This is a genomic window from Myroides sp. C15-4, from assembly GCF_050522745.1.
GTDB lineage: Bacteria > Bacteroidota > Bacteroidia > Flavobacteriales > Flavobacteriaceae > Flavobacterium.
The window spans coordinates 1-23,039 of the sequence record NZ_JBMVQX010000041.1 but is presented as its reverse complement, the minus strand read 5'-3'; the positions used below and the strand labels follow the sequence as shown (position 1 = coordinate 23,039).

At 37.6% G+C, this 23,039-nt stretch carries 22 protein-coding genes; 10 read left to right on the top strand and 12 right to left on the bottom strand.

Going from position 1 to position 23,039, the window contains the following annotated elements; genetic code table 11:
• Positions 1–137: 137 nt before the first annotated feature.
• A complete protein-coding gene (locus tag ACPDHL_RS14485) occupies positions 138–497 on the top strand; it encodes a CoA-binding protein (protein WP_430533461.1) in 360 nt (119 codons plus the stop codon).
• Here the strand turns inward: ACPDHL_RS14485 and ACPDHL_RS14480 are convergent.
• Complete coding sequence (locus ACPDHL_RS14480) at positions 477–1,976, bottom strand: sodium:solute symporter (protein WP_430533460.1); 1,500 nt, start codon at positions 1,974–1,976, stop codon at positions 477–479. The genes ACPDHL_RS14485 and ACPDHL_RS14480 overlap by 21 nt on opposite strands.
• A 196-nt stretch (positions 1,977–2,172) precedes the next feature.
• On the opposite strand from ACPDHL_RS14480, the gene recR reads away from it, so the two are divergent.
• The 3 genes from recR to feoB all read left to right on the top strand — a co-directional run bounded on the left by recR (position 2,173) and on the right by feoB (position 5,428).
• On the top strand, positions 2,173–2,793 hold the full coding sequence (gene recR, locus ACPDHL_RS14475) for a recombination mediator RecR (RefSeq protein WP_430533459.1): 621 nt from the start codon (positions 2,173–2,175) through the stop codon (positions 2,791–2,793).
• 199 nt (positions 2,794–2,992) lie between these two features.
• Positions 2,993–3,226, top strand: a complete 234-nt coding sequence (locus tag ACPDHL_RS14470; protein WP_430533458.1) for a FeoA family protein — start codon at positions 2,993–2,995, stop codon at positions 3,224–3,226.
• Positions 3,227–3,247: 21 nt separating this feature from the next.
• Entirely contained in the window at positions 3,248–5,428 is a 2,181-nt protein-coding gene (gene feoB / locus ACPDHL_RS14465; protein ID WP_430533457.1) for a ferrous iron transport protein B, read from the top strand.
• Between the two features lie 33 nt (positions 5,429–5,461).
• Here the strand turns inward: feoB and ACPDHL_RS14460 are convergent, their stop codons facing one another.
• The 6 genes from ACPDHL_RS14460 to udk all read right to left on the bottom strand — a co-directional run bounded on the left by ACPDHL_RS14460 (position 5,462) and on the right by udk (position 11,274).
• Positions 5,462–6,121, bottom strand: a complete 660-nt coding sequence (locus ACPDHL_RS14460; RefSeq protein ID WP_430533456.1) for a SanA/YdcF family protein — start codon at positions 6,119–6,121, stop codon at positions 5,462–5,464.
• A gap of 21 nt (positions 6,122–6,142) precedes the next feature.
• Positions 6,143–7,384: a DEAD/DEAH box helicase gene (locus ACPDHL_RS14455; protein ID WP_430533455.1), complete on the bottom strand. Its 1,242-nt coding sequence runs from the start codon at positions 7,382–7,384 to the stop codon at positions 6,143–6,145.
• Between the two features lie 108 nt (positions 7,385–7,492).
• Positions 7,493–8,923: a methylmalonyl-CoA mutase family protein gene (locus ACPDHL_RS14450; RefSeq protein WP_430533454.1), complete on the bottom strand. Its 1,431-nt coding sequence runs from the start codon at positions 8,921–8,923 to the stop codon at positions 7,493–7,495.
• Between the two features lie 11 nt (positions 8,924–8,934).
• Positions 8,935–10,296 carry a methylmalonyl-CoA mutase family protein gene (locus ACPDHL_RS14445; RefSeq protein ID WP_430533453.1) on the bottom strand — a complete coding sequence of 454 codons (1,362 nt, stop codon included), beginning with the start codon at positions 10,294–10,296 and terminating at the stop codon, positions 8,935–8,937.
• Positions 10,297–10,314: 18 nt separating this feature from the next.
• Complete coding sequence (locus ACPDHL_RS14440) at positions 10,315–10,623, bottom strand: FtsB family cell division protein (protein ID WP_430533452.1); 309 nt, start codon at positions 10,621–10,623, stop codon at positions 10,315–10,317.
• Positions 10,624–10,665: 42 nt separating this feature from the next.
• Positions 10,666–11,274 carry a uridine kinase gene (gene udk, locus ACPDHL_RS14435; protein WP_430533451.1) on the bottom strand — a complete coding sequence of 203 codons (609 nt, stop codon included), beginning with the start codon at positions 11,272–11,274 and terminating at the stop codon, positions 10,666–10,668.
• A gap of 226 nt (positions 11,275–11,500) precedes the next feature.
• Here udk and ACPDHL_RS14430 point away from each other — a divergent pair, with 226 nt between their 5' ends.
• From ACPDHL_RS14430 to yajC, 4 genes are all read left to right on the top strand, one after another.
• Entirely contained in the window at positions 11,501–12,325 is an 825-nt protein-coding gene (locus ACPDHL_RS14430) for a siderophore-interacting protein (RefSeq protein WP_430533450.1), read from the top strand.
• Positions 12,326–12,583: 258 nt separating this feature from the next.
• A complete protein-coding gene (gene nusB, locus ACPDHL_RS14425) occupies positions 12,584–13,525 on the top strand; it encodes a transcription antitermination factor NusB (RefSeq protein WP_430533449.1) in 942 nt (313 codons plus the stop codon).
• A gap of 28 nt (positions 13,526–13,553) precedes the next feature.
• A complete protein-coding gene (locus ACPDHL_RS14420) occupies positions 13,554–14,006 on the top strand; it encodes a DUF1573 domain-containing protein (protein WP_430533448.1) in 453 nt (150 codons plus the stop codon).
• A 20-nt stretch (positions 14,007–14,026) separates the two neighbouring features.
• On the top strand, positions 14,027–14,302 hold the full coding sequence (yajC, locus tag ACPDHL_RS14415; RefSeq protein ID WP_430533447.1) for a preprotein translocase subunit YajC: 276 nt from the start codon (positions 14,027–14,029) through the stop codon (positions 14,300–14,302).
• 103 nt (positions 14,303–14,405) lie between these two features.
• On the opposite strand, the gene gap is transcribed toward yajC, so the two are convergent.
• Together gap and lipA are read right to left on the bottom strand one after the other, a co-directional pair.
• A complete protein-coding gene (gene gap, locus ACPDHL_RS14410; RefSeq protein WP_430533446.1) occupies positions 14,406–15,413 on the bottom strand; it encodes a type I glyceraldehyde-3-phosphate dehydrogenase in 1,008 nt (335 codons plus the stop codon).
• A 48-nt stretch (positions 15,414–15,461) separates the two neighbouring features.
• Positions 15,462–16,334, bottom strand: a complete 873-nt coding sequence (gene lipA / locus ACPDHL_RS14405) for a lipoyl synthase (protein ID WP_182628213.1) — start codon at positions 16,332–16,334, stop codon at positions 15,462–15,464.
• Positions 16,335–16,568: 234 nt separating this feature from the next.
• On the opposite strand from lipA, the gene ACPDHL_RS14400 reads away from it, so the two are divergent.
• Together ACPDHL_RS14400 and nhaA are read left to right on the top strand one after the other, a co-directional pair.
• Positions 16,569–17,387 carry a DUF4261 domain-containing protein gene (locus ACPDHL_RS14400; protein ID WP_430533445.1) on the top strand — a complete coding sequence of 273 codons (819 nt, stop codon included), beginning with the start codon at positions 16,569–16,571 and terminating at the stop codon, positions 17,385–17,387.
• A gap of 309 nt (positions 17,388–17,696) precedes the next feature.
• Positions 17,697–19,040 (top strand): Na+/H+ antiporter NhaA, encoded by a 1,344-nt coding sequence (gene nhaA, locus ACPDHL_RS14395; RefSeq protein ID WP_430533444.1) that lies wholly within the window; start codon positions 17,697–17,699, stop codon positions 19,038–19,040.
• 67 nt (positions 19,041–19,107) lie between these two features.
• On the opposite strand, the gene ACPDHL_RS14390 is transcribed toward nhaA, so the two are convergent.
• The 3 genes from ACPDHL_RS14390 to ACPDHL_RS14380 form a co-directional block, all read right to left on the bottom strand.
• Positions 19,108–20,457: a DEAD/DEAH box helicase gene (locus ACPDHL_RS14390; protein WP_430533443.1), complete on the bottom strand. Its 1,350-nt coding sequence runs from the start codon at positions 20,455–20,457 to the stop codon at positions 19,108–19,110.
• 83 nt (positions 20,458–20,540) lie between these two features.
• A complete protein-coding gene (locus ACPDHL_RS14385) occupies positions 20,541–21,305 on the bottom strand; it encodes an NlpC/P60 family protein (protein ID WP_430533442.1) in 765 nt (254 codons plus the stop codon).
• A gap of 89 nt (positions 21,306–21,394) precedes the next feature.
• Positions 21,395–22,573: an acetyl-CoA C-acyltransferase gene (locus tag ACPDHL_RS14380; protein ID WP_430533441.1), complete on the bottom strand. Its 1,179-nt coding sequence runs from the start codon at positions 22,571–22,573 to the stop codon at positions 21,395–21,397.
• Positions 22,574–23,039 lie beyond the last annotated feature (466 nt).

Below are 23,039 nucleotides of genomic sequence, written 5' to 3'. Positions count from 1 at the left end.
ATTTCTTTTTTTAATATAAAAACATGATTTTTATCATTGTGTTATGTTTTTGTTTAGATTAAATTTTAAAATGATTGATAATTTGTTTTATTTAAGATAATTTAGTATATTTAAAAGTAAAGATAAGACAAAAAACCATGAAGAAAACGATTGTATTAGGGGCTTCTTTAAAAGAAGAGCGATATTCCAATCAAGCGATTCGAATGTTACGCGAATATAAACACGAAGTGGTAGCCCATGGATTGAGAAAAGGACGTGTATTGGATGTGGATATTCAAACGGAACTAATTCCGTATTCAGACATCAATACTGTGACTGTTTATCTTAATCCGGAGCGACAAGAAGACTTTTATGACTACATTATTCAATTAAAACCCAATCGGGTGATTTTTAATCCCGGTACAGAAAATCCAGCGTTTTATAAACGTTTGATCCAAAATAATATTGGCTATGAAGAAGCGTGCACATTAGTTTTGTTACGCACGAATCAATTTTGATCGCGAGCTACTGCACAACAGAAGTAGGAGAGTGATTAACGCATTGACAACGATCAATTCATTGTCAAAAACATAGCCGTTTAATAAGTCGCTGGAGTGGTTGCTAAACCACAAGGTAACAAAAGGAGCAAGCAAGCAAATATAAGGGACCAGCTTATCCTTTACACGTCGGTTTTTAAAGAAAATGGCAAAGCTGAATAGCCCTAATAAAGGACCGTAGGTATAGGATGCAATTTTAAAAATCATGCTAACCACTGAAGCATCATTAATGGCATTAAACAAGATAATTACCAAAAACATCAGGATTGAAAAACCGAAGTGAACTAGTTTTCTTTTCCAAACATTAGTGGGGTTATCTTTTTGTTTATCCATGTGAAGAAAATCAATACAAAAAGAGGTGGTTAAAGCTGTTAGTGCGGAATCTGTTGTTGCAAAGGTAGCAGCAGTTAATCCCAATAAAAAGACTAAGGCAGGAAACAAAGATAAGTGATGAAAGGCTATTTCGGGAAATAGTAAATCGGTTCTTGGTTTTTGTGTCACTGCATCTAAAGGTACCTCGATTCCTTGATTGTTGGCATAGATGTATAACAATGCGCCAATCCCTAAAAAAAGCAAGTTGACAATAACAAAGATAGCCGTAAAAGAGTACATGTTTTTTTGGGCTTCTTTGATGTTTTTACAACTCAAATTTTTCTGCATCAAATCCTGATCCAGTCCTACCATGGCTACGGTAACGAAAATTCCACCCAAGAATTGTTTGAAAAAGTGATAGCGATTGCCCATAAAATCTTCAAAGAAGAAAATTTTAGAATAATTACTTTCCTTCACTGCTTCAAAAGCTTGAATAGCCGATAAATCGAGTTGATGACAGATAAAAATAATCGTTAAGATTACGGAGGAAACCAAGAAAAAGGTTTGTAGAGAATCAGTAATGATGATGGTTTTTAATCCGCCTTTGTACGTATAGGCATAGATCAGCAATAAGGCAATGAGTACCGTAGCAAAAAAGGGAATGCCAAAGTAATCAAAGACATAGCGTTGTAAAACAATTACCACAAGATATAGGCGAAAGGCTGATCCAATGGTACGACTCAGCAAGAAAATAGAAGCGGCACTTTTGTAGCTATAAAAGCCCAGTTTTTTTTCAATATAGGTATAAATCGAAACGAGGTTGTACTTGTAATACAGAGGAAGCAAAACAGAAGCAGTAAGAATAAATCCCACGGCATTTCCCAAAATGAATTGAAAATACTTGAACTGTTCTCCATTGGGAGATCCTACTTCTCCTGGAACGGAGATAAACGTCACACCAGAAAGAGCCGTTCCAATCATGCCAAATGCGACTAAATACCATTTAGCGTTTTTGTTTGCACTAAAAAACGCATCATTGCTGCTGTCTTTTTTACTAGTGAAATGAGAGATGGCAATTAGTAGTCCAAAGTAAACAGCGATAATGAGAAGGATAGTTAGTGGCGTCATTGCACAAGTTCGTTTTGCATTTGTATAAAATCAAAAGTAAGTAAATTTTAGTAATACACGGCTATGGCCCTTTGTGAAAAGAAACTGCATTTTTTTGTTTGTGAATCCGATATTTAGGCCAATTTTTGGTGTCCATACGACAGGGAGTATTGCATAAAAACGTGGAAAATAGTTGTATATTTTATATCTTTGCCCCATGGATTTCCCTTCAAAATTATTAGAAAAAGCAGTAGAAGAAATTTCTCAACTACCTGGTATTGGTAAACGCACAGCTTTGCGCTTGGCTTTACATTTATTAAAACAACCGGAAGAACAAACGTCACGTTTGGTTCAAGCATTGGATAAAATGCGCCAAGCGATTATTTATTGTCGTAGTTGTCATAATATTTCAGATGCTGAAATCTGTGAGATTTGTGCGAATCCTTCTCGCGATCAACAAGTGATTTGTGTAGTAGAAGATGTGCGCGATGTCATGGCATTGGAAAACACCCAGTTGTTTAAGGGAATTTATCACGTATTAGGAGGAAAGATTTCACCTATTGATGGAATTGGTCCCAGCCAATTGAATATTCAATCTCTGGTAGAAAAAGTAAAAGGTGGTACAGTTAAAGAGTTGATTTTTGCCTTGAGTTCCACTATGGATGGTGACACAACCAATTTCTTTATTTATAAACAGATTAAGGATTGCGAAGTAATTACTTCTACTATCGCACGTGGAATTGCCGTTGGTGATGAATTGGAATATGCAGATGAAGTAACGCTCGGACGTAGTTTAATCCATCGTGTTCCCTTTGAAAACGCATTTAAAGCGATTTAATCTCCTGTTTTTTTGCATCTTGTTCATTTCCCTTTTAAAATTTACTTTTTTTAAGGGGTATCTGGGTTTTGCCCTTATCAATAGCCCTATTTATTATTCCTTTTACTCTTTTTTATTTTTAAAAAGTATAAATTACGCTAAATTTATTGTTAGACTTGTCTAATTTTGTAATTTTGTACATCTAAACAAAAGTAGACGAATGAATTTATCGGATTTAAAACTGGGAAATAAGGGCATGATTAAGGGCATTGCAAAAGAGTGTCCGAGAGAAGTGCATCAGCGATTTTTAGATTTAGGATTTGTTGCTGGAGCTACAATTGCCGTACACAGCATAAGCCCGTTAAAAGACCCAGTTGCCTATTCGATTTACAATACGATTATTTCTTTGCGAAAAGAGGATGCCCAAATGGTTTTACTCGAAGAGAAGAATTAATTTTTGAAGAAAGGACAGCATATGAACACAAATTCAGCCTGTGAACTATGTGATTTGAATAAAGCAGCAGATTTAAAGAAACTAGGTAATTTATCCGGAAAATACGATTATGCGGTAGCTTTAGCAGGAAATCCAAACACAGGAAAAAGTACAATATTTAATGCCTTAACAGGATTAAAACAACATACAGGAAATTGGCCAGGAAAAACGGTTACCCGTGCAGAAGGTAGTTTCTCGTATGGCGATCAGACGTATCGTTTGGTTGATTTACCCGGAACCTATTCCTTGATGTCAACCTCTGAAGATGAGGAAGTAGCACGGGACTATATTCTATTTGGCGAACCTGATGTTACGGTAGTTGTCGTTGATGCAGGTCGATTGGAACGCCATTTGAGTTTGGTTGTTCAAATTCAGGAAATTACAACAAAAGTTGTGGTTTGTTTGAATCTCATGGACGAAGCTAAACGCCATGGGGTTGAAATTGATGTACGCGGATTATCTCGCGATTTAGGTGTCCCTGTCATTCCAACTTCAGCGCGAAATAAGGAGGGAATCACCGATCTATTACACGCGATTGATCAAGTAGCAACGGGAAAATTTGTAGCCGAACAAAAAAATATTACTGGAATTTCTGGAGATTCTCGAAAAGCAGTACAAGCTATTGCTGCTGATTTATTGGCGATTGATCCTCAAATGCCGAGTGTATCTTGGATTGCTATGCGTTTGATTCAGCAAGATCCCAGCATTGAAACGGCTTTAGTAAGTGGAGCCTTGTCTGAAGGGATTATTCCCGAACAAATGCTACCCATTATAGAAAAATCAAAGCAATACCAAGAAGCCTTGGGATTGGACTATTCAGATAATGTTGCAGGAGCGATTTTTTCACAAGTTTCCAACATTGTAAAAGGTCGCGTGCAAGCCGATGATAACCAACGCGCTTTCCGAATTGATCGCGCCCTTGATCAAGTGGTTACGAGTAAACGCTGGGGGTTTCCCTTAATGCTTTTGATGTTAGGTGGAATCTTGTGGTTGACTATTATAGGATCTAACTATCCTTCTGAAGCTTTGTCTTACCTTTTATTGGATCAATTGTATCCTTTATTGAAAGATACTGCTGTAAGCTTGCAATTCCCTTGGTGGTTGAGTGGGTTTTTAATCGATGGAGTTTATTTGGCAACCGCCTGGGTTATCGCTGTGATGTTGCCTCCGATGGCTATCTTTTTTCCGCTATTTACCCTATTGGAAGATTTTGGATACTTGCCACGGGTCGCTTTTAACCTTGATCGTATTTTTAAAGGAGCTGGTGCCCATGGTAAACAAGCCTTGACCATGAGTATGGGATTTGGCTGTAATGCTGCGGGTGTAGTAGCTACTCGAATTATCAATAGCCCTCGGGAAAAGTTAATCGCTATTATTACCAATAACTTTTCGCTGTGCAATGGACGTTGGCCTACTCAAATACTGATGGCTACTATTTTCATTGGTGCATTAGTGCCGAAGTATTTAGCTAATACGGTTTCAACATTAGCTGTTGTCGGTATTGTGGTATTGGGTATTGCGTTTACGTTTTTTACCTCTTGGATGCTTTCTAAGACAATGCTAAAAGGAGAATCGTCCTTCTTTACCTTAGAATTACCACCTTATCGTCCTCCGAAAGTATGGCAGACTGTCTATACTTCTTTAATTGATCGAACGTTAATCGTACTTTGGCGTGCTGTTGTTTTTGCTGCACCCGCAGGAGCAATTATTTGGTTGGTGTGTAATCTTTACATCGCAGATAAGAGTATTGCCCTTTGGATGATTGATGGTTTAAATCCCTTTGCCATGCTTATTGGATTGAATGGCGTGATCTTACTCGCTTACATTGTAGCGATTCCAGCCAATGAAATTGTGATTCCTACAATCTTAATGTTAACCGCAATGGTTTTGGGAGATGCAACGATTGGAGAAGGAGCAGGAGTAATGTTTGAAGTATCTGATGGCGAGATTGCCACCATTTTACAAATGGCGGGATGGACTACACTTACAGGAGTTAACTTGATGCTTTTTAGTTTGTTGCATAATCCATGTAGCACAACGATTTACACCATTTATAAAGAAACACATAGTGTGAAATGGACGACAGTTGCCTCTATTATGCCGATCATTTTTGGCCTAGTGGTATGTTTTGTTGTCACCCAAATTTGGCATCTATTCGTATAATGAAAAAGAAAAAGAAAAGAAAAAGTCGAGTAATTACTCGACTTTTTCTTGTTTTAACCCAGTTCCTATAAGGATTTGAGGGCCTAAATATTTTGGTTTTTTATTGGTCAGGTTGTCGAGTAGTACTTTGACTCGGGCAAATTTTTCACGGACTAAGGTTTTAAATCCATATTTACGGGTCACATCTTGTGCATTAAATCCAACCGTTTGCAAATCCAAATGATTGGCAATGTACACGGCTCTTTCATTGTGGAAAGGCTGAGAGATAATGGTGAAAACATCCTCGTTAAAAATGGCTTTCATGCGATATACAGAATCTAAAGTGCGAAAACCAGCGTAATCCAAATAGATGTGATCTTTGGGAACGCCACGTTCAATTAGCCCTTCTTCCATGTCTTTGGGTTCGTTGTAATTCTCGCGACTATTGTCTCCACTAACCACTATAAAATCAATCTTTCCCGCGTGATAGAGCTGTGCTGCAGCTTCTATGCGATAGGTAAAGTAGTAGTTTAGTTGTCCGCCACTGAGATATTTGGAAGTCCCGAGAACAAGTCCTACTTTGTTGTGGGGAATTTGATCAACGGTATCAAACAGCTGTGCTTTTGTACTGGAGGCTACGCGTATATTGGCTAGGCTTATAAAAGCAAGCAGGAGAATACCGAGGATTCCAATACCGAGGATTGTCTTTTTCATATGACAGGGATTAAAACGGTATTAATACCAACGTTTTTTATTTTTCTTAGAATTTTCTGACTTACGGGAATTTGCCTTCTTATTACGGTAATCCTTTTTAGGGGCTGCATCTCCTTTTTTAGCATCTTCCTTCCATGGAAAGGGATGATCCGAAATAGTTTTGGGTTGGGTACGTGTAAACTTTACAATTGCATCCCAGTAGGTCTTCTCCGATTTGTCACAAAACGAAATAGCCAATCCTTCATTTCCCGCTCTTCCTGTACGCCCAATACGGTGTACAAAAGTTTCTGGAATGTTGGGTAAGTCATAGTTGATCACTACGGGGAGTGAATCAATATCAATACCACGAGCAGCAATATCAGTAGCTACTAATACTTTTGTCTCTTTATTTTTGAAACTATCCAGTGCTTCTTGTCTTAAGTTTTGAGATTTATCTCCGTGAAAAGCTGCAGCCTGTACGCCATTTTTTTCTAAAGCTTCCACTACAGAATCAGCCCCATGTTTGGTCCGAGTGAATACCAAAACATCACTTAGTTTTTGATTGCGAATGAGGTGGTATAGCAGTTTTTTCTTGTCTCCTTTTTCTACGAAATACACCTGTTGTTTTACTGTTTTGGCGCTAGATGAAATCGCATCAACAGCAACGTATTGTGGTTGTTTGAGAAAGTTATGCGCCAATTCTCGAATAGGTAAAGGCATTGTTGCAGAGAACAATAGGGTTTGTCTGTTATCTGGGGTAACTTGAATCAGCTTTTTTACATCGTCAATAAAGCCCATATCCAACATTAAATCCGCTTCATCCAGTACCAAAAAGTGAAGGTGATCGAGGTTTAGTTGTTTTTGTTTGTATAGATCCAAAAGACGCCCTGGTGTTCCTATAATGATATCAGCGCCTTTGTTTAACTGTTCAATTTGAGGTTTGCTTGAAACACCTCCATAAATAGTCATTAGGGTTGCATTGGTGTATTTGGCATAAAGCGCGAAGTTATCAGCTATTTGTTGTGCTAATTCTCTGGTTGGAGTTATCACTAATACACGTGCGTTTTTTGTGCGTTTGGTATTGCCTAAACGGTGTAAATAGTGGAGAATTGGCATGGCAAAGGCAGCTGTTTTTCCCGTTCCCGTTTGTGCACAACCAATGACGTCCTTTTCTTGTAAAACCAAGGGAATCACTTGCTGCTGAATGGGCGTAGGCGTTTGATACTCTAGCTCCTCAATTGCTCTTAAAATATTTTTATTCAGTTGTAAATCTTCAAATGTCATAACCTGTGCATATAGTATCGGACAAAGGTACGCGATTTGATGGGAATTAATGAAATACAGATAAAAAAAGCCTGATTTGTTATTTCTAATTAATTGTACGTTAGATGGTTAGTTTACTATCGCTTGGTGGATTTCTTCAAGGGTTGCGCGTGCTTTGGCCGCTTCAATAGCCAAGGCCAATACATTTTTTCCTTGGGTTTGTACACTATGCGAGAGTTTTGCCAAAGCATCTTCTACTGCTTTGCGAGGGTTCAGCTGTGTTGTTTTCGTTTCAGTTGCTTCTGATTTGGATCCTTTGTGTTGTGATTGTAAAAGAGCAGTTAGTACGGGCTGAATACCGCCTTGATTCGCTATGGTTTGAATGAGGTTTATTGTTTTTTCAGCGATATCGAGGGTAGTTTTTTCTATAAAATAACTTCCTGCCCATGGATCAATCGTTTTACAGCTTTTAATTTCTTCCACTAAGAAACGCTGCATTTGACCTGCAGTCAGTTGGGTGGATGCTGTTGGAGGGAGTTGTAAGTGCAAGGCTTGTGTTCCTCCAAAAATAGCTGCAGTCGCTTGTACAGTCGTTTGACCTAAGCTGTCCATCGATCCAGTAAACTCAGGATGTAAGACTGAGGTTTGGGCGCGAATGGAGAGAGCTGAAGCTTGTTCATCCTTGAGGTTGAACGGTTGAAGTAAGGTAGACCAAACCCCTCGTGCCGCTCGCATCTTGGCTATTTCGATAAAATGATTAGAGCCTAAAGCCCAAGTATACGAAAGATGGGTTGCTATATAGTCTAAGGGAATATTTTGTTTGCCTGCTTGTTGTAGCAAATCAATTCCCAGCATTAAGCTATAGGCTAGTTCCTGATCAGCTGTGAGATTACATGTTTTCAAAGCCGTATTGGACAGGGATACCCCATTGAAATTAGGATGATGCTGATGCAAATAACTGAGGGTATCCAAAGCCACTTTGTTTGCTTTTTCAAGTGAAAAGGTGCCCTTTGTTGATAGGATAGGTGATAGTAGATCACTGTGTAGATGGCCTGATAAACGCTGACCTTCAAACCCCAATTCTTCAGCTGCTGCTAAATAACAAGCCAATAGCGGGACAATCGAGCCACCTGAATAAAGCGCAACCGCTAGTTCATCAAGGGGAAGTTGCGCAAGAAGTACTTTCATGTCATCAATGGAATGTAGGCTAGGTTGCGTTTTTTCTATTTCCGTCGATGGTGTGGTATGAGCAATAAGAGTTATTTCCTTTTGTCCTTGCTGTACTTGATTGCGATAAACTTGATTTGCTTTTTCTAGGGATGTGTTTTGAGGTACTTGATTCATTTGCCAAGGGTGCTGTACATACATCATAGGAGAAATCCCTCGTATAAAAGGAGCAAATCCCGCTGCAAAATCAATATCTTCTAAAGCTTTAATCGCTTCTTCGCTGTATTGTTTCTGAATAGCAATTCCCTCAACTGTTGTTGTTACAGTGGAATCTGATGGTGTTTCGAATAGAGTAGAATCTATTTTCAAATGTTGTAAATCCTTTCTTTTCATAACGAATACGCTTATTTATTTTCCGCTGTTAATCTATGTTGTTCGTAGCTTTCTGCTAGGCGTTTTTCCAATAAAGGAGCCAGTAGTGTTTTGCGTGGTTTTTGTTTGACAAAGGGAAAGAGTTCCAATTGCGTTTGTATTTTCTCCTTGGGATTGGCTTGTATATTGCTGCCAACAAGTAGTTCTTTTTGCGTATTAAACCAATCCTGTTCCTTGTCTGCGGATTCTGCTATTTTACGCTGAATCGTCCCTTGATGAAAGGAAGTGATTAATCCATCTGCTTGTTCGATCTGTTTGATGATCTCCAGTGCTTTTTCTGCCAGTTGCTTGGTGAGTTCTTCTATATAATAGGCTCCAGCTGTGGGATTGTCTACCGCGTCAAAATGGCTATCCTTCTTTAAGGAAAGGAGTTGATTCCTTGCTATTTGTTGACTGGCGTAATTTTCTTTTCGATACAGTACATCATGGGGTAAATTACAAATAAAATCGGCACCTCCTAAAACAGCACTCATGCATTCGGTTGTTGAGCGTAGGGCATTTACTGATGCGCCATAGAGTGTTTTATTTCGCTTTGTAGGCGTACTGATAATTTTAACCGTTAAGTCTGTACAGGCGTATTCTCGTGCAATTAATTCAAATAACAAGCGGAATGCCTTGTGTTTGGCAATTTCAAAAAAGTAATTTGAACCAACAGCAACTTCAATAAAAACGGGCTGTTGTAGTGTTTTTACTCTAGAAAGATACTCATTGAAGTGATTGCAAGCATAAGCCAGCTGTTGAATGATAGTAGCTCCCGCTTGTTGGTACGCTTTGGTATCAATTGTCAGGTTAACGGATGTGTACTGTTGGGCTAATGCATCAAGAGTTGTAAAATCCTGGTTGAGGTTGTGAAACCAATTTCCTGCTGTAATTAATTGATGAATAGGATCAATCATCAGGTGCAGGGTATAGTGTTGTTCACTGGTCCATTGCGCAAGATTTTTGATATAGGTTTGATCTAAAAAGTGACAGCGCAATAAATACGTTCCTTCTTTGGGTAAAACACCTAGAAGTGCAGTTACATCCACAGCTGTATTGGTCAGGGTGAAATAGAGAACCTCTGCGCCCTTTTGTAAAGCCGTTTTTGCATTGTGGATGGATTTTTCAATGTCGTGTACGTAGATCGAGTGTACCACAGACCATTGTGAACTGCTAGTAGAAACGGGAATTGACTGATTTTCATCTCCATGGTAAAATGGACGTACTTTGATCCCTTCTAAACTTTCCCAAACTAGCATTTCATTGTAATCAGCTCCTTGCAGTTCGTATTGAATTTTATTTTTCCATTGCTTAGAAGGAATGGAAGTAAATTCGTCGAAAAGTTGATGATTCATAGTACTAAAATGTCAGGTTTACGAAGAAGATAAGGTATCAAATTCAATGATAAAAATATCTTCATTATCTCGCTTCATATAATATTTTTCTCTGGCGTATTTCTCGATCGCATCGCCATCTTTCAAGTTTTTGATGGATTGCTTGTCCTTGTCAATTTCATTTTGAAAGTATTCTCTTTTTTCTTCCATTTTATCAATTTCTTGATCAATGGCATGATGTTCAATAAGCGAATAGCTGTCAAAAAATACGATCCAAACAATAAAACCAATGGTTATCAAAAAAAACGGGTTTTTTACTATTCGGATGTATCGTAATTTGCGAAGCATACTTTTAGAATCCATTGGCATTATTATTTATGTGGTATAAAGTTAACCTATTTTCTCGTTAATTACAGTACGAACAATATCAATTGCCACAGTATTATACGTGTCATTGGGAATAATGATATCCGCATAGGCTTTTGATGGCTCTATAAATTGATCGTGCATCGGTTTTAATGTGTTTTGATAGCGATTTAAAACTTCGATCATATCGCGACCGCGTTCGGCTATATCGCGTTTTAAACGGCGAATCAAGCGCTCATCCGAATCGGCGTGTACAAAGATTTTAATGTCACATAATTCACGTAATTCTGGATTACACAAGATTAGGATTCCTTCAACAATCATTACTTTTCTAGGATGTGTTAGGATATAGTCATCCGTTCTATTGTGCTTCACAAAAGAATAAACGGGTTGATTTACACTATGTCCCTCTTTTAATTCTTTGAGGTGTTGAACCAAAAGATCAAAGTCAATCGATCTTGGATGATCAAAGTTGATTAAAGTTCTTTCCTCCAAACTAAGATTATCCGTTGCTTTGTAATACGAGTCTTGGGATATGATACCTACTTCTGTTTCAGGTAGTTCGTTCATGATTTGGTGAACTACGGTCGTTTTACCGCTTCCTGTTCCTCCTGCAATTCCAATAATTAACATCTGTGCTTTTATATTTTTAGCAAAAATAGAAATTAATCAAAGAGGGGAAAAACATTTTTTGGTTTTAGGACGTTGTTAAGGCTTTTTATGTAGGAGGTAAAAAGAGGATTGTATTGGATTTTTCAATGGCAGCGATATTATTTATACTTAATCTAATTTAAAAAAGTTATATTTGTCTCTCTTACAACTGGATAAAAGAATTGATTTTTTATAAATAAAAGGATATATGGCAAAGAAAAATGTAGATCGAGGTTTATTTACACTAAAAGAAAGAACGTACATCACCCCACATTATATACGCATCACCTTAGAAGGAAAAGACGTGCAAAAGTTTAGTCGCACGACAATAGGGGTAAACAACAAAATATTTTTGGCTCCTGAGGGATGTCCAAAGGTATATTTACCTGAGTTTGATTATGAAAAAGGGCAATGGGTACCAATGGATGATGCGATTCGTCCAAGTGTGCGTACCTACACGCATAGAGGAATTAACTTAGAAAAGAATGAATTATATGTGGATTTCGTAGCACATGGCGATGAGGGACCTGCTTCGAAATGGGCGATTCAAGCGCCTATAGGAGCGGAATTAGGGGTAGCTATGGGAACAGAAGCTTCCGAACTTTATCCCGTGGCAAATCGTTATATTTTAGTAGGAGATGGAACAGCTATTCCAGTATTGGGTGCTATTTTGGAAGATTTGCCAGCAGATGCACACGTACAAGCTTTTATTGAAGTAGAAACCAAAGAAGATATGCAGCCTTTAGTAACCAAGGCAGATGCCTCTATTGAATGGGTGATTAATCCAACGCCCGGTCAGAGTACCGTATTGGCAGAAAAAGCATTGGCCTATATTGAAGAACAAGGAGAAATGGAGTCAAAGTTTGCCTATGTAGCAGCCGAATTTTCTACGGTAAAAATATTGCGTAATTTCCTGCGTAAAGAGAAAAACTGGACGAAGGATGAGCTTTATGCCTACTCTTACTGGAAATTTGGTAAAGCAGAAAATGCGTCAGAAGCTGATCGACGTGCTGAAAAAGCAAGTTTTGATTAGCAAAAAATCAAGAAATGCAAGTTGAAACTACATGTATTGTCAAAAGAGGTAGATTCACTATTCAATACCTTTAATTAAATCGAGAAACGAGGACTACGGACCTCGTTTTTTTTATATTTAAATGAAATTGTCCCGCTACTTTCTAAAAACAAGTTAAAAGTAGGCGATCAATCGCGTGATTTAGTTTGATAAGAAATATTATTTGTTACCTTTGTCGGCTGAAATAAAAATTCAAATCATTTTAAGTTCTTTAGTAGCATGTTAAATCGAAGACACATTCGTATCAAGGTTATGCAGACGCTTTATGCTCTGCACCAAAGTAATTCTGACCAAGTTCAAGTTGGTGAGAAATTTTTAAACCACAGCATGGATAGTATACAAGAGTTATACTTAGTTATGCTAACCCTCCTGATAGAAATTCGAAAAAAAGAAGAAGAATACATCGAAATTTCTCAGAAAAAACATTTAGCTACATCGGAAGAACGCAATCCAAACAAGAAGTTTATCGAAAACCAAGTCCTTGAGTTATTGAGTAATTCTACTTCTATTAGCAATAAAGTGGAAGAGCGCAGTATGGTGTATTGGCAAAGAAAAGATCACTATGTTCAATTGATGTTGGATGAGGTGAAGGCAAGCCAGCTGTACAAAGACTATATGAAATCGTCGACGCGTTCGTTTAAGGAAGACCAAGATTTTATTGTGGATCTATACACTGAAATTTTGGCGCCAAACGAGAAAATATACGATTTCTTAGAGGATACCAAATTAACGTGGGTAGATGATTTGCCGGTTGTTAATACTTTGATTCAAAAGCAGTTGAGACAACTAAAGAATGTAGAACAAGCCTTTTTTGTACCTAAAGTATTCAAAGATTCAGAAGACAAAGATTTTGCTGTTGATTTATACCGTAGAACGGTTTTAAATGGAGCTGAATTTGCTAAAGAATACGACGGAAAAACACCAAATTGGGATATAGAACGCATTGCTGCCTTAGATATTATTATTTTGAAAATGGCAATTTGTGAAATGTTGCGTTTCTCTTCCATCCCAGTGAAAGTAACAATAAATGAATATTTAGAACTAGCAAAAGAATATTCTACACCAAAAAGTAGTATATTTATCAACGGTATCCTTGATAATATTTCGAAAGAACTAGAAACGCAAGGCCGCTTAAATAAAATTGGAAAAGGACTTTTGTAAGACTAAATAACTTTAATAACTATAATCGATGAAAAGAATATTTATCTTGTCTTGTGTAGCATTGTTAAGCATGACCGCTTGTAAAAAGAATGAGGCATCAAGTCGTATCAGTGAAGAAAGTGTAGCTAAAGTAGAACAAAACGCTGCAGATAAAAAAAATCATGGAACGCCAAAAATGGAATTCGCTGAACTTTCTCATGATTTCGGATCAATTGGAAATAATGAAGCAGTAGAAACTGAATTCAACTTTACTAACACAGGAGATGCGGATTTAGTTATTATTGACGCTCGTGCTACTTGCGGATGTACAGTACCTGAGTATCAAAAAACACCTATTAAACCAGGAGAATCATCAAAATTAAAAGTGAGATTTCAAACGGGTGCTGTAGGACAACAACAAAAGACCGTTACTTTAACAACGAATACAGAAAAAGGAGAGGAGTTCCTAACAATCAAAGCGAACGTCGCTCCGGCAAACTAATTTTTTAATACTTATATTTTATGGAAGGAATACAACAATTTTTACCCATGATTCTTATTTTTGTTGCGATCTATTTTTTTATGATTCGCCCGCAACAAAAAAAGATGAAACAAGAAAAGGAGTACGAAGCTAGTCTAAAAGTAGGAGATCGTATTATAACTAAATCAGGTTTACACGGAAGAATTGCTGAGTTAAATGAATTAACAGTTGTTGTAGAAACAATGGCAGGGAAACTATTAATGGAGCGTTCTGCTATTTCTATGGATATGAGCCAAAAACTTCAAGAGAAGAAATAAGGTACTAGCAAACTTAAAATAAAAAATAGGACTCTTTATGAGTCCTATTTTTTTATATCCTATTTTTACAATGTGTTTTGTAAGATTTTTCCTTGTTAGGTGTTTATTTTTTAAGACGATCTATATACATGATCAGATCAATTAAACGAGAAGAATAGCCGATCTCATTGTCATACCAACCTACTACTTTAACCATACGATCGATGACAGAAGTCAATTGAGCATCAAATAAGCAAGAGTGCGTATTGCCAATAATATCAACAGAAACAATTGGATCTTCTGTATAGGCTAAAATTCCTTTTAGCTCATTTTCAGCAGCTTCTTTGAAGGCTTGATTAATTTCTTCGATGGTTACTTCGCGTTTTACATAGCAGGTAATATCGGTTAAAGATCCATCAGGTACGGGAACGCGAATTCCACCACCGCCAATTTTTCCTTCGTATTCTGGGAAAATTTTGGTTAAGGCTTTGGCAGCACCTGTTGTTGTTGGCACAATAGATTGTGCAGCACCACGCGCTCGTCTCAAATCTTTATGGGGTTGATCGTGTAAACTTTGATCTGTCGTGTAGGAGTGAACCGTTGTAATATAGGCTTGTTCCATACCACATAATTTTTTGATGATCTTCACCATTGGAGCCGCATTGTTTGTTGTACAACTTGCATTGGAAATGATGCGTTCTTCACCTGTTAAAATGTGTTCGTTTACTCCTAATACGATGGTTTTTATTTCATTATCTTCAGGTGGAACCGATAATATAACGCGTTTTGCTCCTTGTTTGAGGTGCTCTTCTAGCAAGGCTGTGGTTTTGCGTTTTCCCGTTGATTCAACAACATAATCCACCTCCAATGAAGCCCAGGGCAAATCAGAAATTTCCTTTGCACGAAAATAGGGGATCTTTTGTTGGTTGATAATTAAGTGATCAGCATCATAGGTAACCTCGGCTTGTAAGATACCGTGAATGCTGTCGTATTTTACTAAATGTGCCATGGTTTGCACATCAGCTAAATCATTTATAGCAACAACGTCAATGACAGGGTGGTTGAGCAATAATTTAAAGAGGTTTCGGCCAATGCGTCCGAATCCATTAATCGCAACGTTAATTTTTTTCATTGGTTGTAAATGCAGATGGTCGCTTAAAGGCGACCATCAATATTATAATTATAAAATATGTTTTTGAGCTTTGTATGATGAACGCACAAGTGCACCACTTTCAACGTGTCTGAAACCTAATTCTAATCCAATTTCTTCGTATTTTTTGAATTGCTCAGGTGTAATGAATTCCTTTACGGGTAAGTGTTTTTTACTTGGCTGTAAATATTGACCAATTGTAATTACGTCTAATCCAACAGCTCTTAAATCATGCATGGTTTGGATCACTTCTTCTTCTGTTTCGCCTAATCCAAGCATAATTCCCGACTTGGTGCGTTTTGCGCCATTGTCTTTTAAGTATTTCAGCACCGCTAAACTACGGTCGTATTTGGCCTGAATTCGAACTTCTCGCGTTAAACGACGAACGGTTTCCATATTGTGTGAAATCACTTCAGGTGCTACTTCTAGAATGCGATCCAATAAGCGTTCTTCTCCTTGAAAATCGGGGATTAACGTTTCCATTGTTGTACCAGGACTGATACGACGTACCGCTTTTACTGTTTCTGCCCAAATGATAGACCCCCCATCTTTTAAGTCATCACGATCCACACTGGTTAGTACAGCATGCTTGATATTCATTAATTTTATTGATCGAGCCACTTTGTCTGGTTCATCCCAGTCTACCGTTTCTGGACGTCCCGTTTTTACTCCACAGAAACCGCATGAACGCGTACAGATATTACCTAAAATCATAAACGTAGCTGTTCCTTCTCCCCAACATTCTCCCATATTCGGACAACTACCCGAGGTGCAGATGGTATGTAACTTGTACTTGTCTACCAACCCTCTTAATTCAGTATATTTTTTACCTGTAGGCAATTTTACACGCAACCATTTTGGTTTGGCCTGTGGTTGTATATTTTTGTCTAAGATTGTATCCATACTTCCATTTTATCAAAGTACAAATATACTGAAATCTTCTCTTTTATCTCGGTTTTTTACCGAATTATAAAAGAGAACTCAATCGTGCAAGAGCATTGTATTTCTGCTGTGTTTTTGACAGTATCCTTGCGTAAAGTGAAGTGGAAGATAGCTGAAATTACCAAATAATAATTCGGTAAAAGTCACGGAATATATTCCGTATTGTGTATTTTTGAGTAACTAAAAAAAGCTAGAATGGGATTATTTACTTGGGGCAAAAAAAACAAGCCCGAAGCTGTAAAAGAAACAGCGATAGAAAGCAATGAACAAGAGGGACCTCTTTTGTTAGCTATGCCCATGTTTGAAAAAGGTGAGAAATACAGTATTGAGAAAGTATTAGCCTATCTTACACAAACTTGGGGATATGAAATAGAGGGACAGGATTACGATGATACAACCGCTGTGTTAACCACTCAGGGAACGATGTTCGCTATCGCTTTTATGCCTGCGCCTATTCCTCCTGATGATGTTCAGAACAGCGCGCAATATGCATATAATTGGCAAAGTGTAGTAGAGGATATCCAAGATGTAGATAGTCACGCGATTGTTTCTGTAGTGAGTGGTTCCATGGATATTGTGGAACGTCATCTTTTGTTGTCGCGTATTTTATTCGCTATCATGGCGACTACACCGGCTTGTGTAGGTGTGTATCAAGGAAGTCAAACCTTATTGATTCCTCGTGAACAATATTTAGAGTATGAGCAAGAATTACAAGAAGGAAAAGTAGTTGTTCCATTGTGGATCTATATTGGTCTGCGTTCAACAGCAGAAGGAAATAGTATCTACACCTATGGGTTATCTGCATTTGGCAAACAAGAAATTGAGGTAGTGGATTCGCCTTTAGCCTTAGATGAACTATATGGATTCTTAGTAAATATATGTTCGTATGTAATAGGAAGCGATGTAGTATTTCAACCTGGAGAAACCTTGGGCTATACGGCAGAACAAAAGATTACTATTACCTCTTCTAAAGGAGTATTTGTTGAAGGAGAAACCTTGAAGTTAGCGATGTAAAAATCGAAACGCTATTTTTTTATTGAGAATAGCGTTTTTTTATTCCTAGTTGTTTGAATAAAAAAACAGTAAAAGTGTTTTTATATAATTAGCGTTCAAAATGATTTTTTGTTTATTAGTTCTCAAGAAAAGAAATAAGAAATTAGGTATTGTTATTTTAAACCTTGTTTTGCTTAGGAAAAAGGTATATTTATAACAAAATTAAGATTGTGTTTTAAATGAAGAATTTTTAAAAATTAGAAGTTTGCTTGGATAAAAGGTAGTGAAAAACTATATTTGTTATTAAATATTTATACAAACTCAAAAGAAATGGAAGATAATTTAAAGTTGACACCAGCAGATAAGTGGATTGTTGCGCCTGTAAATAAATTTATGCAAAAGTCTACATCTGGAGGGATTATATTATTTATTGCTGCCTTGATAGCTATATTTATGGCGAATTCTGCTTGGGCAGATCAATACACCGCTTTTTGGGAAGAAAATCACATTGCTTTTTCCTTTAATGATTTTTCATTAAATCACTCATTAAAACATTGGGTGAATGATGGATTAATGGCTATTTTCTTTTTTGTTGTTGGCTTGGAGTTAAAAAGAGAGTTAACCACAGGTGAGTTGTCTTCTCCTAAAAAAGCAATGCTACCTATTGTTGCAGCGATAGGCGGTATGGTTGTACCCGCTACTGTCTATGCTATTTTCAATGCAGGAACGGATGCAGCACACGGATGGGGAATTCCGATGGCAACAGATATCGCTTTCGCATTAGGCGTACTCTACTTATTAGGAGATAAAGTACCAACGTCTTTGAAAGTGTTTTTAACTGCTTTAGCTATTGCAGACGATTTAGGGGCAGTTATGGTGATCGCTATTTTCTATACCGAACAACTATCACTGGTTAATCTAGGAATTGGTTTAGGCTTTTTTGGTTTGTTGATTATTAGTAACCTATTGGGAATTCGAAATACGATTTACTATGCGATTATTGGTATTGGTGGAATCTGGTTAGCGTTTATGTTGTCTGGAGTTCACGCCACAATTGCTGCTGTATTAGCCGCTTTTGCTATTCCGTCAACGGCTAAGATTCACGAACCGTTCTTCCGCAAAAAACTCGATCAGCTTAAAGCTAGATTTAATAGCATTGACCCAAATGATAAGATTCCAACTTTAACTGGAGAACAAATGGATTGTGTGGGTGAAATTCAAGATTTAGCTAAAAACAGCTTGCCGCCTGCAATTCGCTTAGAACACAGCATGCACAATTTTGTAGCATTCTTTGTTATGCCTGTTTTTGCTTTGGCAAATGCAGCCATTCCAATTAGTATGGGAGGTGGAGAAGGATTAAGTGCAGTAACCTTAGGTGTAGCCTTAGGATTACTAGTTGGAAAAGTGTTGGGTGTATTCGGATTAACAGCCTTGATTATTAAATTAGGTGTAGCGAAGATGCCTGCAGGGATGACCTATAAAAACTTGTTTGGCTTGGGATTGTTAGCCTCTATTGGATTTACGATGTCTCTGTTTGTGACTGAATTAGCCTTCGATATTAAGCTACATCCAGAGTTCCCTGGTCAAGCGAAATTAGGAATTCTAATCGCTTCTGGTTTAGGGGGATTATTAGGATTTATTGTTTTGAGTTTGGCTGGAAAATCAAAGAAATAAACAAACATATAAAATAGAAAAAGCCGAATATAACGTGTTATATTCGGCTTTTTTATTTTGTAATTCTTTAGTCTTTCTTTTTCTTTGCCGCTCTTTTGGCATCAACTGCACGGTTTCTTGGCTTTGTTTTTCTCGGTTTTCTCTTTCCAGGACCACCCAAGTTGACTTTGGTGTTCTTTTCTTTTTTGGCGTGAAAGGCCGCTCCTTTTTCAACTGGCTTTTTCACCTTTACCAATTGTTTGGCCTTTAATTTCGATTTTTCAAATTCCATTAATTGGTCAGAAATCTCAACAGTAGCAGGAATCTCCATTAGACGCAATTCTTTTTCCATCAATGACTCTGCTTCGAGTAACATTTCCTCTTCTTTTGGGTCAACAAATGAAATGGCAATACCCGTTTTATCTGCACGTCCAGTACGTCCTATACGGTGAATGTATTGTTCTGGAGAATCAGTAAACTGTAAATTGATAACGTGGCTAATATCAGAAATATCCAATCCACGTGCCATGATATCTGTCGTCAATAATCCTCTTAATATATTGGCTTGAAATTCAGCCATAGAACGCAAACGGAAGTTTTGCGATTTATTCGAGTGAATAACTGTAAATTCTTCAGGAAATGCCTCTTCTAATTGCTCCATCACAATATCGGCTAAACGCTTGCTGTTGATGAAAATTAGTACGCGGTTGAACTCTTCTTTATTTCGCAATAAGTCCATCAGTAAGTTCATCTTCGTGTAGAAGTTGGGAACGTGATACACTTGTTGATCAATTTTTTCTAAGGGAGTTCCAGAAGCAGCTAGGGAAACTTCTTCAGGAAAATCAAAAAAGTCTTCCAATACTTCATCTACCTCTTCGGTCATGGTAGCTGAAAACAAAATATTTTGTTTTTTGTTACGCATCATGGCTAAGATAGAAGTCAGTTGAGTTCTAAAACCTAAGTTTAGTATTTCGTCAAATTCGTCAATAACTAATTTTTGAAGGTTGTCGAAGCGCAAAACACCATCAAGTGCTAAGTCCATCATACGGCCTGGTGTTCCCACTAAAATATCAACTCCGTCATACACGGCTTTGCGTTGGGTATTGATATTGGTTCCCCCATAGACGCCCAAAGAGCGAATGGACATATACTGTGTTAGTTTATTCACTTCATCAACAACTTGAACAACTAACTCACGGGTTGGAACAATAATCACAACGCGCGGTGTATCCACGTGGGCAAATTTCCACTGTTTTAAAATGGGAAGTAAATAAGCATACGTTTTACCTGTACCCGTTTGGGCAATTCCCATCACATCTCGTCCAGATAAAATAACCGGAAAAGATTTAGTTTGAATCGGGGTAGGCGTAGTAATTTGAAGCTCATCTAGGGCTTTTTGTAAAGCTTTCGGTAGATTAAATTGCTCAAAAGTCTGCATAAAATATCTTATTTGTGCAAAGATACGCTTTTTTATGCTTGTAGTAAATAGCGGAAATTAAAATGGTTTGCTCGTCTTATTTTCTATAAGATCTTTTTGATTACGCGTAATTTATGGGTGTGTTTGCCTGAATCAACGTTGTAAATACCCAAGTGATCCAATCGATCAATGCGTACTTTGCCATGGGCGTGAATGATGTAGTTGTTTTCCATAATAATCCCCACGTGAATGATATTGCCTTCGGCATTATCAAAAAAGGCTAAATCACCCGCTTCACTTTCTTCGATAAAACTCAGTGCTTCGCCTATTGTTGCCTGTTGGGAGGCATCTCGCGGAATGACGTGACCATTAATTTTGTACACCATTTGAGTAAATCCAGAACAATCAATGCCAAAAGGTGTTTTTCCACCCCACAGGTAAGGTGCGTTCAAATACATAAATGCCGTTTTAACAAATTGACTTTTGGTGAAGGTCCCTGTAATAGAACGACCTTCAAAAGCAAATTTCAACGGGTTGGTAGCAGCGTGTTTAAGTACGTTGAGGTTGCTACCTAGTGGAATAGACATCAATTGATTGTCTGCCGAATGTAAGAATTCAACAAAATCTCCAGCGTAAATAGGAGCTGTTTGATTTAAGGCATCGTAAGCCTGCTTGTCGATGTATTGAAATTGTTTATTGTCTATCCAGCCTTGATATTGATCAAAAGCCAATTCAATTTTAGACCATTTTTCTGTTTGTTCGAGTATTGTAAACAATTCTCCAAATAGCAATTGAGAAACCAATTCGCTTTTATCACTGGGTTCTGCGCGTAGGGGGACAATCGAAAGATTACAATAGGCAAACGTCATAGTAGGTCTTTTTTATTTGGGGTACAAAAATAAAGATGAGTTTGAAGAAATCAAACCCATCTTTGCATTAATATTATTTGTGAACAGAATTAAGCTCTTTCAATCACAATAGCAGAAGCACCACCACCACCATTACAGATAGCAGCTGCGCCAATTTTAGCGTTGTTTTGCTCTAATACATTTAATAACGTTACAACGATACGTGCCCCTGAACATCCTAACGGGTGTCCTAAAGCAACAGCACCACCGTTTACGTTGATTTTGTCTGTATTTAAGTCTAAGATCTTAGCATTCGCTAAACCTACCACAGAGAATGCTTCGTTAAATTCGAAGAAATCAACATCTGCAAGCGATAAGTTTGCTTTTTTCAATGCGATTGGCAAAGCTTTAGCTGGCGCTGTTGTAAACCAAACTGGCTCTTGTGCTGCATCAGCATAACTTCTGATGTAGGCTAAAGGTTTTAAACCTAAGTCTTTTGCTTTTTCTTCGCTCATTAAAACTACAGCAGCAGCACCATCATTGATTGTTGACGCGTTTGCAGCTGTAACTGTTCCTTCTTTTGTAAATGCAGGACGCAATCCTGTGATTTTGTCTAATTTTACGTTTGAGTACTCCTCGTCTTTTGAAACGATGATTGGTTCTCCTCTTCGTTGTGGAACCTCAACAGGAACGATTTCCATATCAAATTTACCTTCTTCCCAAGCTTTAGCTGAACGCTCATAGGATTGGATAGCGAAAGCATCTTGTTCTTCTCTTGTGATGTTGTGTACTTTTGCTGTGTTATCAGCCGCTACACCCATCGCTTGATTGTCATACGCATCAACAAGACCGTCATTTTGTAATCCATCTACTAACGTAGTAGGACCAAATTTTTGTCCATTTCTCATCTGTACGTAATGTGGAATCAAACTCATATTTTCCATTCCACCAGCAACAACTACCTCAGCATCTCCAGACATAATCGCTTGAGCTCCTTGCATGATCGCTTTCATTCCAGAAGCACAAACTTTGTTTACTGTAGTACAAGGAACATTACTGCTCAATCCAGCGTAAATAGCTGCTTGACGAGCTGGAGCTTGTCCAACACCTGCTTGAACAACATTACCCATTAATACTTCGTCAACTAAATTTACATCTAAATTGATTTTATCAATAGCACCTTTGATTGCAACTGCTCCTAATCTTGTTGCAGGAACTGTAGATAGTGAACCTAAGAAGCTACCAATTGGCGTTCTAGCAGCAGATACAATTACTACTCTTTTACTCATAATATATAGTGTTTATTAAGTTAGATTTATTTTGATTCTATAGTTAACGACAAATATACATTATAAATTTATTTGATAGAATTGTAGGGGGAAATAATCGTTGATATTAACATTAATCTTCCTTTTGGTCTTTTTTGAAACATTTTTTAGTAAGAAAGAAATAGAAAGAAGAGAGGGAAGACACGCAAAAAAAGGATCGAATATCTCGTTTCGGAAGAGAAAATGAAAAAAAGAAGTAAAAAAAAGTAAACGGTATCTGCTTGATAGATAATTGATTTGTTCAGCGGTGTTATTTTTTTTGAATTTTTATGCTGTAAATATTTGGAAACAACGAAAACTCGTGCTACTTTTGCATCCGCATTACAGAAGATAAGTCTTCTTAAAGCAACGGAGAGGTGCCGGAGTGGTAACGGAGCAGATTGCTAATCTGTCGACTGGTAACGGTCGCCAGGGTTCGAGTCCCTGT

Bases quoted from the DNA above. Each gene is read 5' to 3' on its own strand.
- recR (WP_430533459.1), top strand. From the start codon at position 2,173: ATGGATTTCCCTTCAAAATTATTAGAAAAAGCAGTAGAAGAAATTTCT.
- ACPDHL_RS14385 (WP_430533442.1), bottom strand. From the start codon at position 21,305: ATGACGTTTGCCTATTGTAATCTTTCGATTGTCCCCCTACGCGCAGAA.
- nhaA (WP_430533444.1), top strand. From the start codon at position 17,697: ATGGAAGATAATTTAAAGTTGACACCAGCAGATAAGTGGATTGTTGCG.
- ACPDHL_RS14470 (WP_430533458.1), top strand. From the start codon at position 2,993: ATGAATTTATCGGATTTAAAACTGGGAAATAAGGGCATGATTAAGGGC.
- ACPDHL_RS14380 (WP_430533441.1), bottom strand. From the start codon at position 22,573: ATGAGTAAAAGAGTAGTAATTGTATCTGCTGCTAGAACGCCAATTGGT.
- lipA (WP_182628213.1), bottom strand. From the start codon at position 16,334: ATGGATACAATCTTAGACAAAAATATACAACCACAGGCCAAACCAAAA.
- ACPDHL_RS14450 (WP_430533454.1), bottom strand. From the start codon at position 8,923: ATGAAAAGAAAGGATTTACAACATTTGAAAATAGATTCTACTCTATTC.
- ACPDHL_RS14445 (WP_430533453.1), bottom strand. From the start codon at position 10,296: ATGAATCATCAACTTTTCGACGAATTTACTTCCATTCCTTCTAAGCAA.
- ACPDHL_RS14390 (WP_430533443.1), bottom strand. From the start codon at position 20,457: ATGCAGACTTTTGAGCAATTTAATCTACCGAAAGCTTTACAAAAAGCC.
- ACPDHL_RS14440 (WP_430533452.1), bottom strand. From the start codon at position 10,623: ATGCTTCGCAAATTACGATACATCCGAATAGTAAAAAACCCGTTTTTT.
- gap (WP_430533446.1), bottom strand. From the start codon at position 15,413: ATGAAAAAAATTAACGTTGCGATTAATGGATTCGGACGCATTGGCCGA.
- ACPDHL_RS14430 (WP_430533450.1), top strand. From the start codon at position 11,501: ATGGCAAAGAAAAATGTAGATCGAGGTTTATTTACACTAAAAGAAAGA.
- ACPDHL_RS14480 (WP_430533460.1), bottom strand. From the start codon at position 1,976: ATGACGCCACTAACTATCCTTCTCATTATCGCTGTTTACTTTGGACTA.
- ACPDHL_RS14460 (WP_430533456.1), bottom strand. From the start codon at position 6,121: ATGAAAAAGACAATCCTCGGTATTGGAATCCTCGGTATTCTCCTGCTT.
- yajC (WP_430533447.1), top strand. From the start codon at position 14,027: ATGGAAGGAATACAACAATTTTTACCCATGATTCTTATTTTTGTTGCG.
- ACPDHL_RS14400 (WP_430533445.1), top strand. From the start codon at position 16,569: ATGGGATTATTTACTTGGGGCAAAAAAAACAAGCCCGAAGCTGTAAAA.
- ACPDHL_RS14420 (WP_430533448.1), top strand. From the start codon at position 13,554: ATGAAAAGAATATTTATCTTGTCTTGTGTAGCATTGTTAAGCATGACC.
- ACPDHL_RS14455 (WP_430533455.1), bottom strand. From the start codon at position 7,384: ATGACATTTGAAGATTTACAACTGAATAAAAATATTTTAAGAGCAATT.
- nusB (WP_430533449.1), top strand. From the start codon at position 12,584: ATGTTAAATCGAAGACACATTCGTATCAAGGTTATGCAGACGCTTTAT.
- ACPDHL_RS14485 (WP_430533461.1), top strand. From the start codon at position 138: ATGAAGAAAACGATTGTATTAGGGGCTTCTTTAAAAGAAGAGCGATAT.
- feoB (WP_430533457.1), top strand. From the start codon at position 3,248: ATGAACACAAATTCAGCCTGTGAACTATGTGATTTGAATAAAGCAGCA.
- udk (WP_430533451.1), bottom strand. From the start codon at position 11,274: ATGTTAATTATTGGAATTGCAGGAGGAACAGGAAGCGGTAAAACGACC.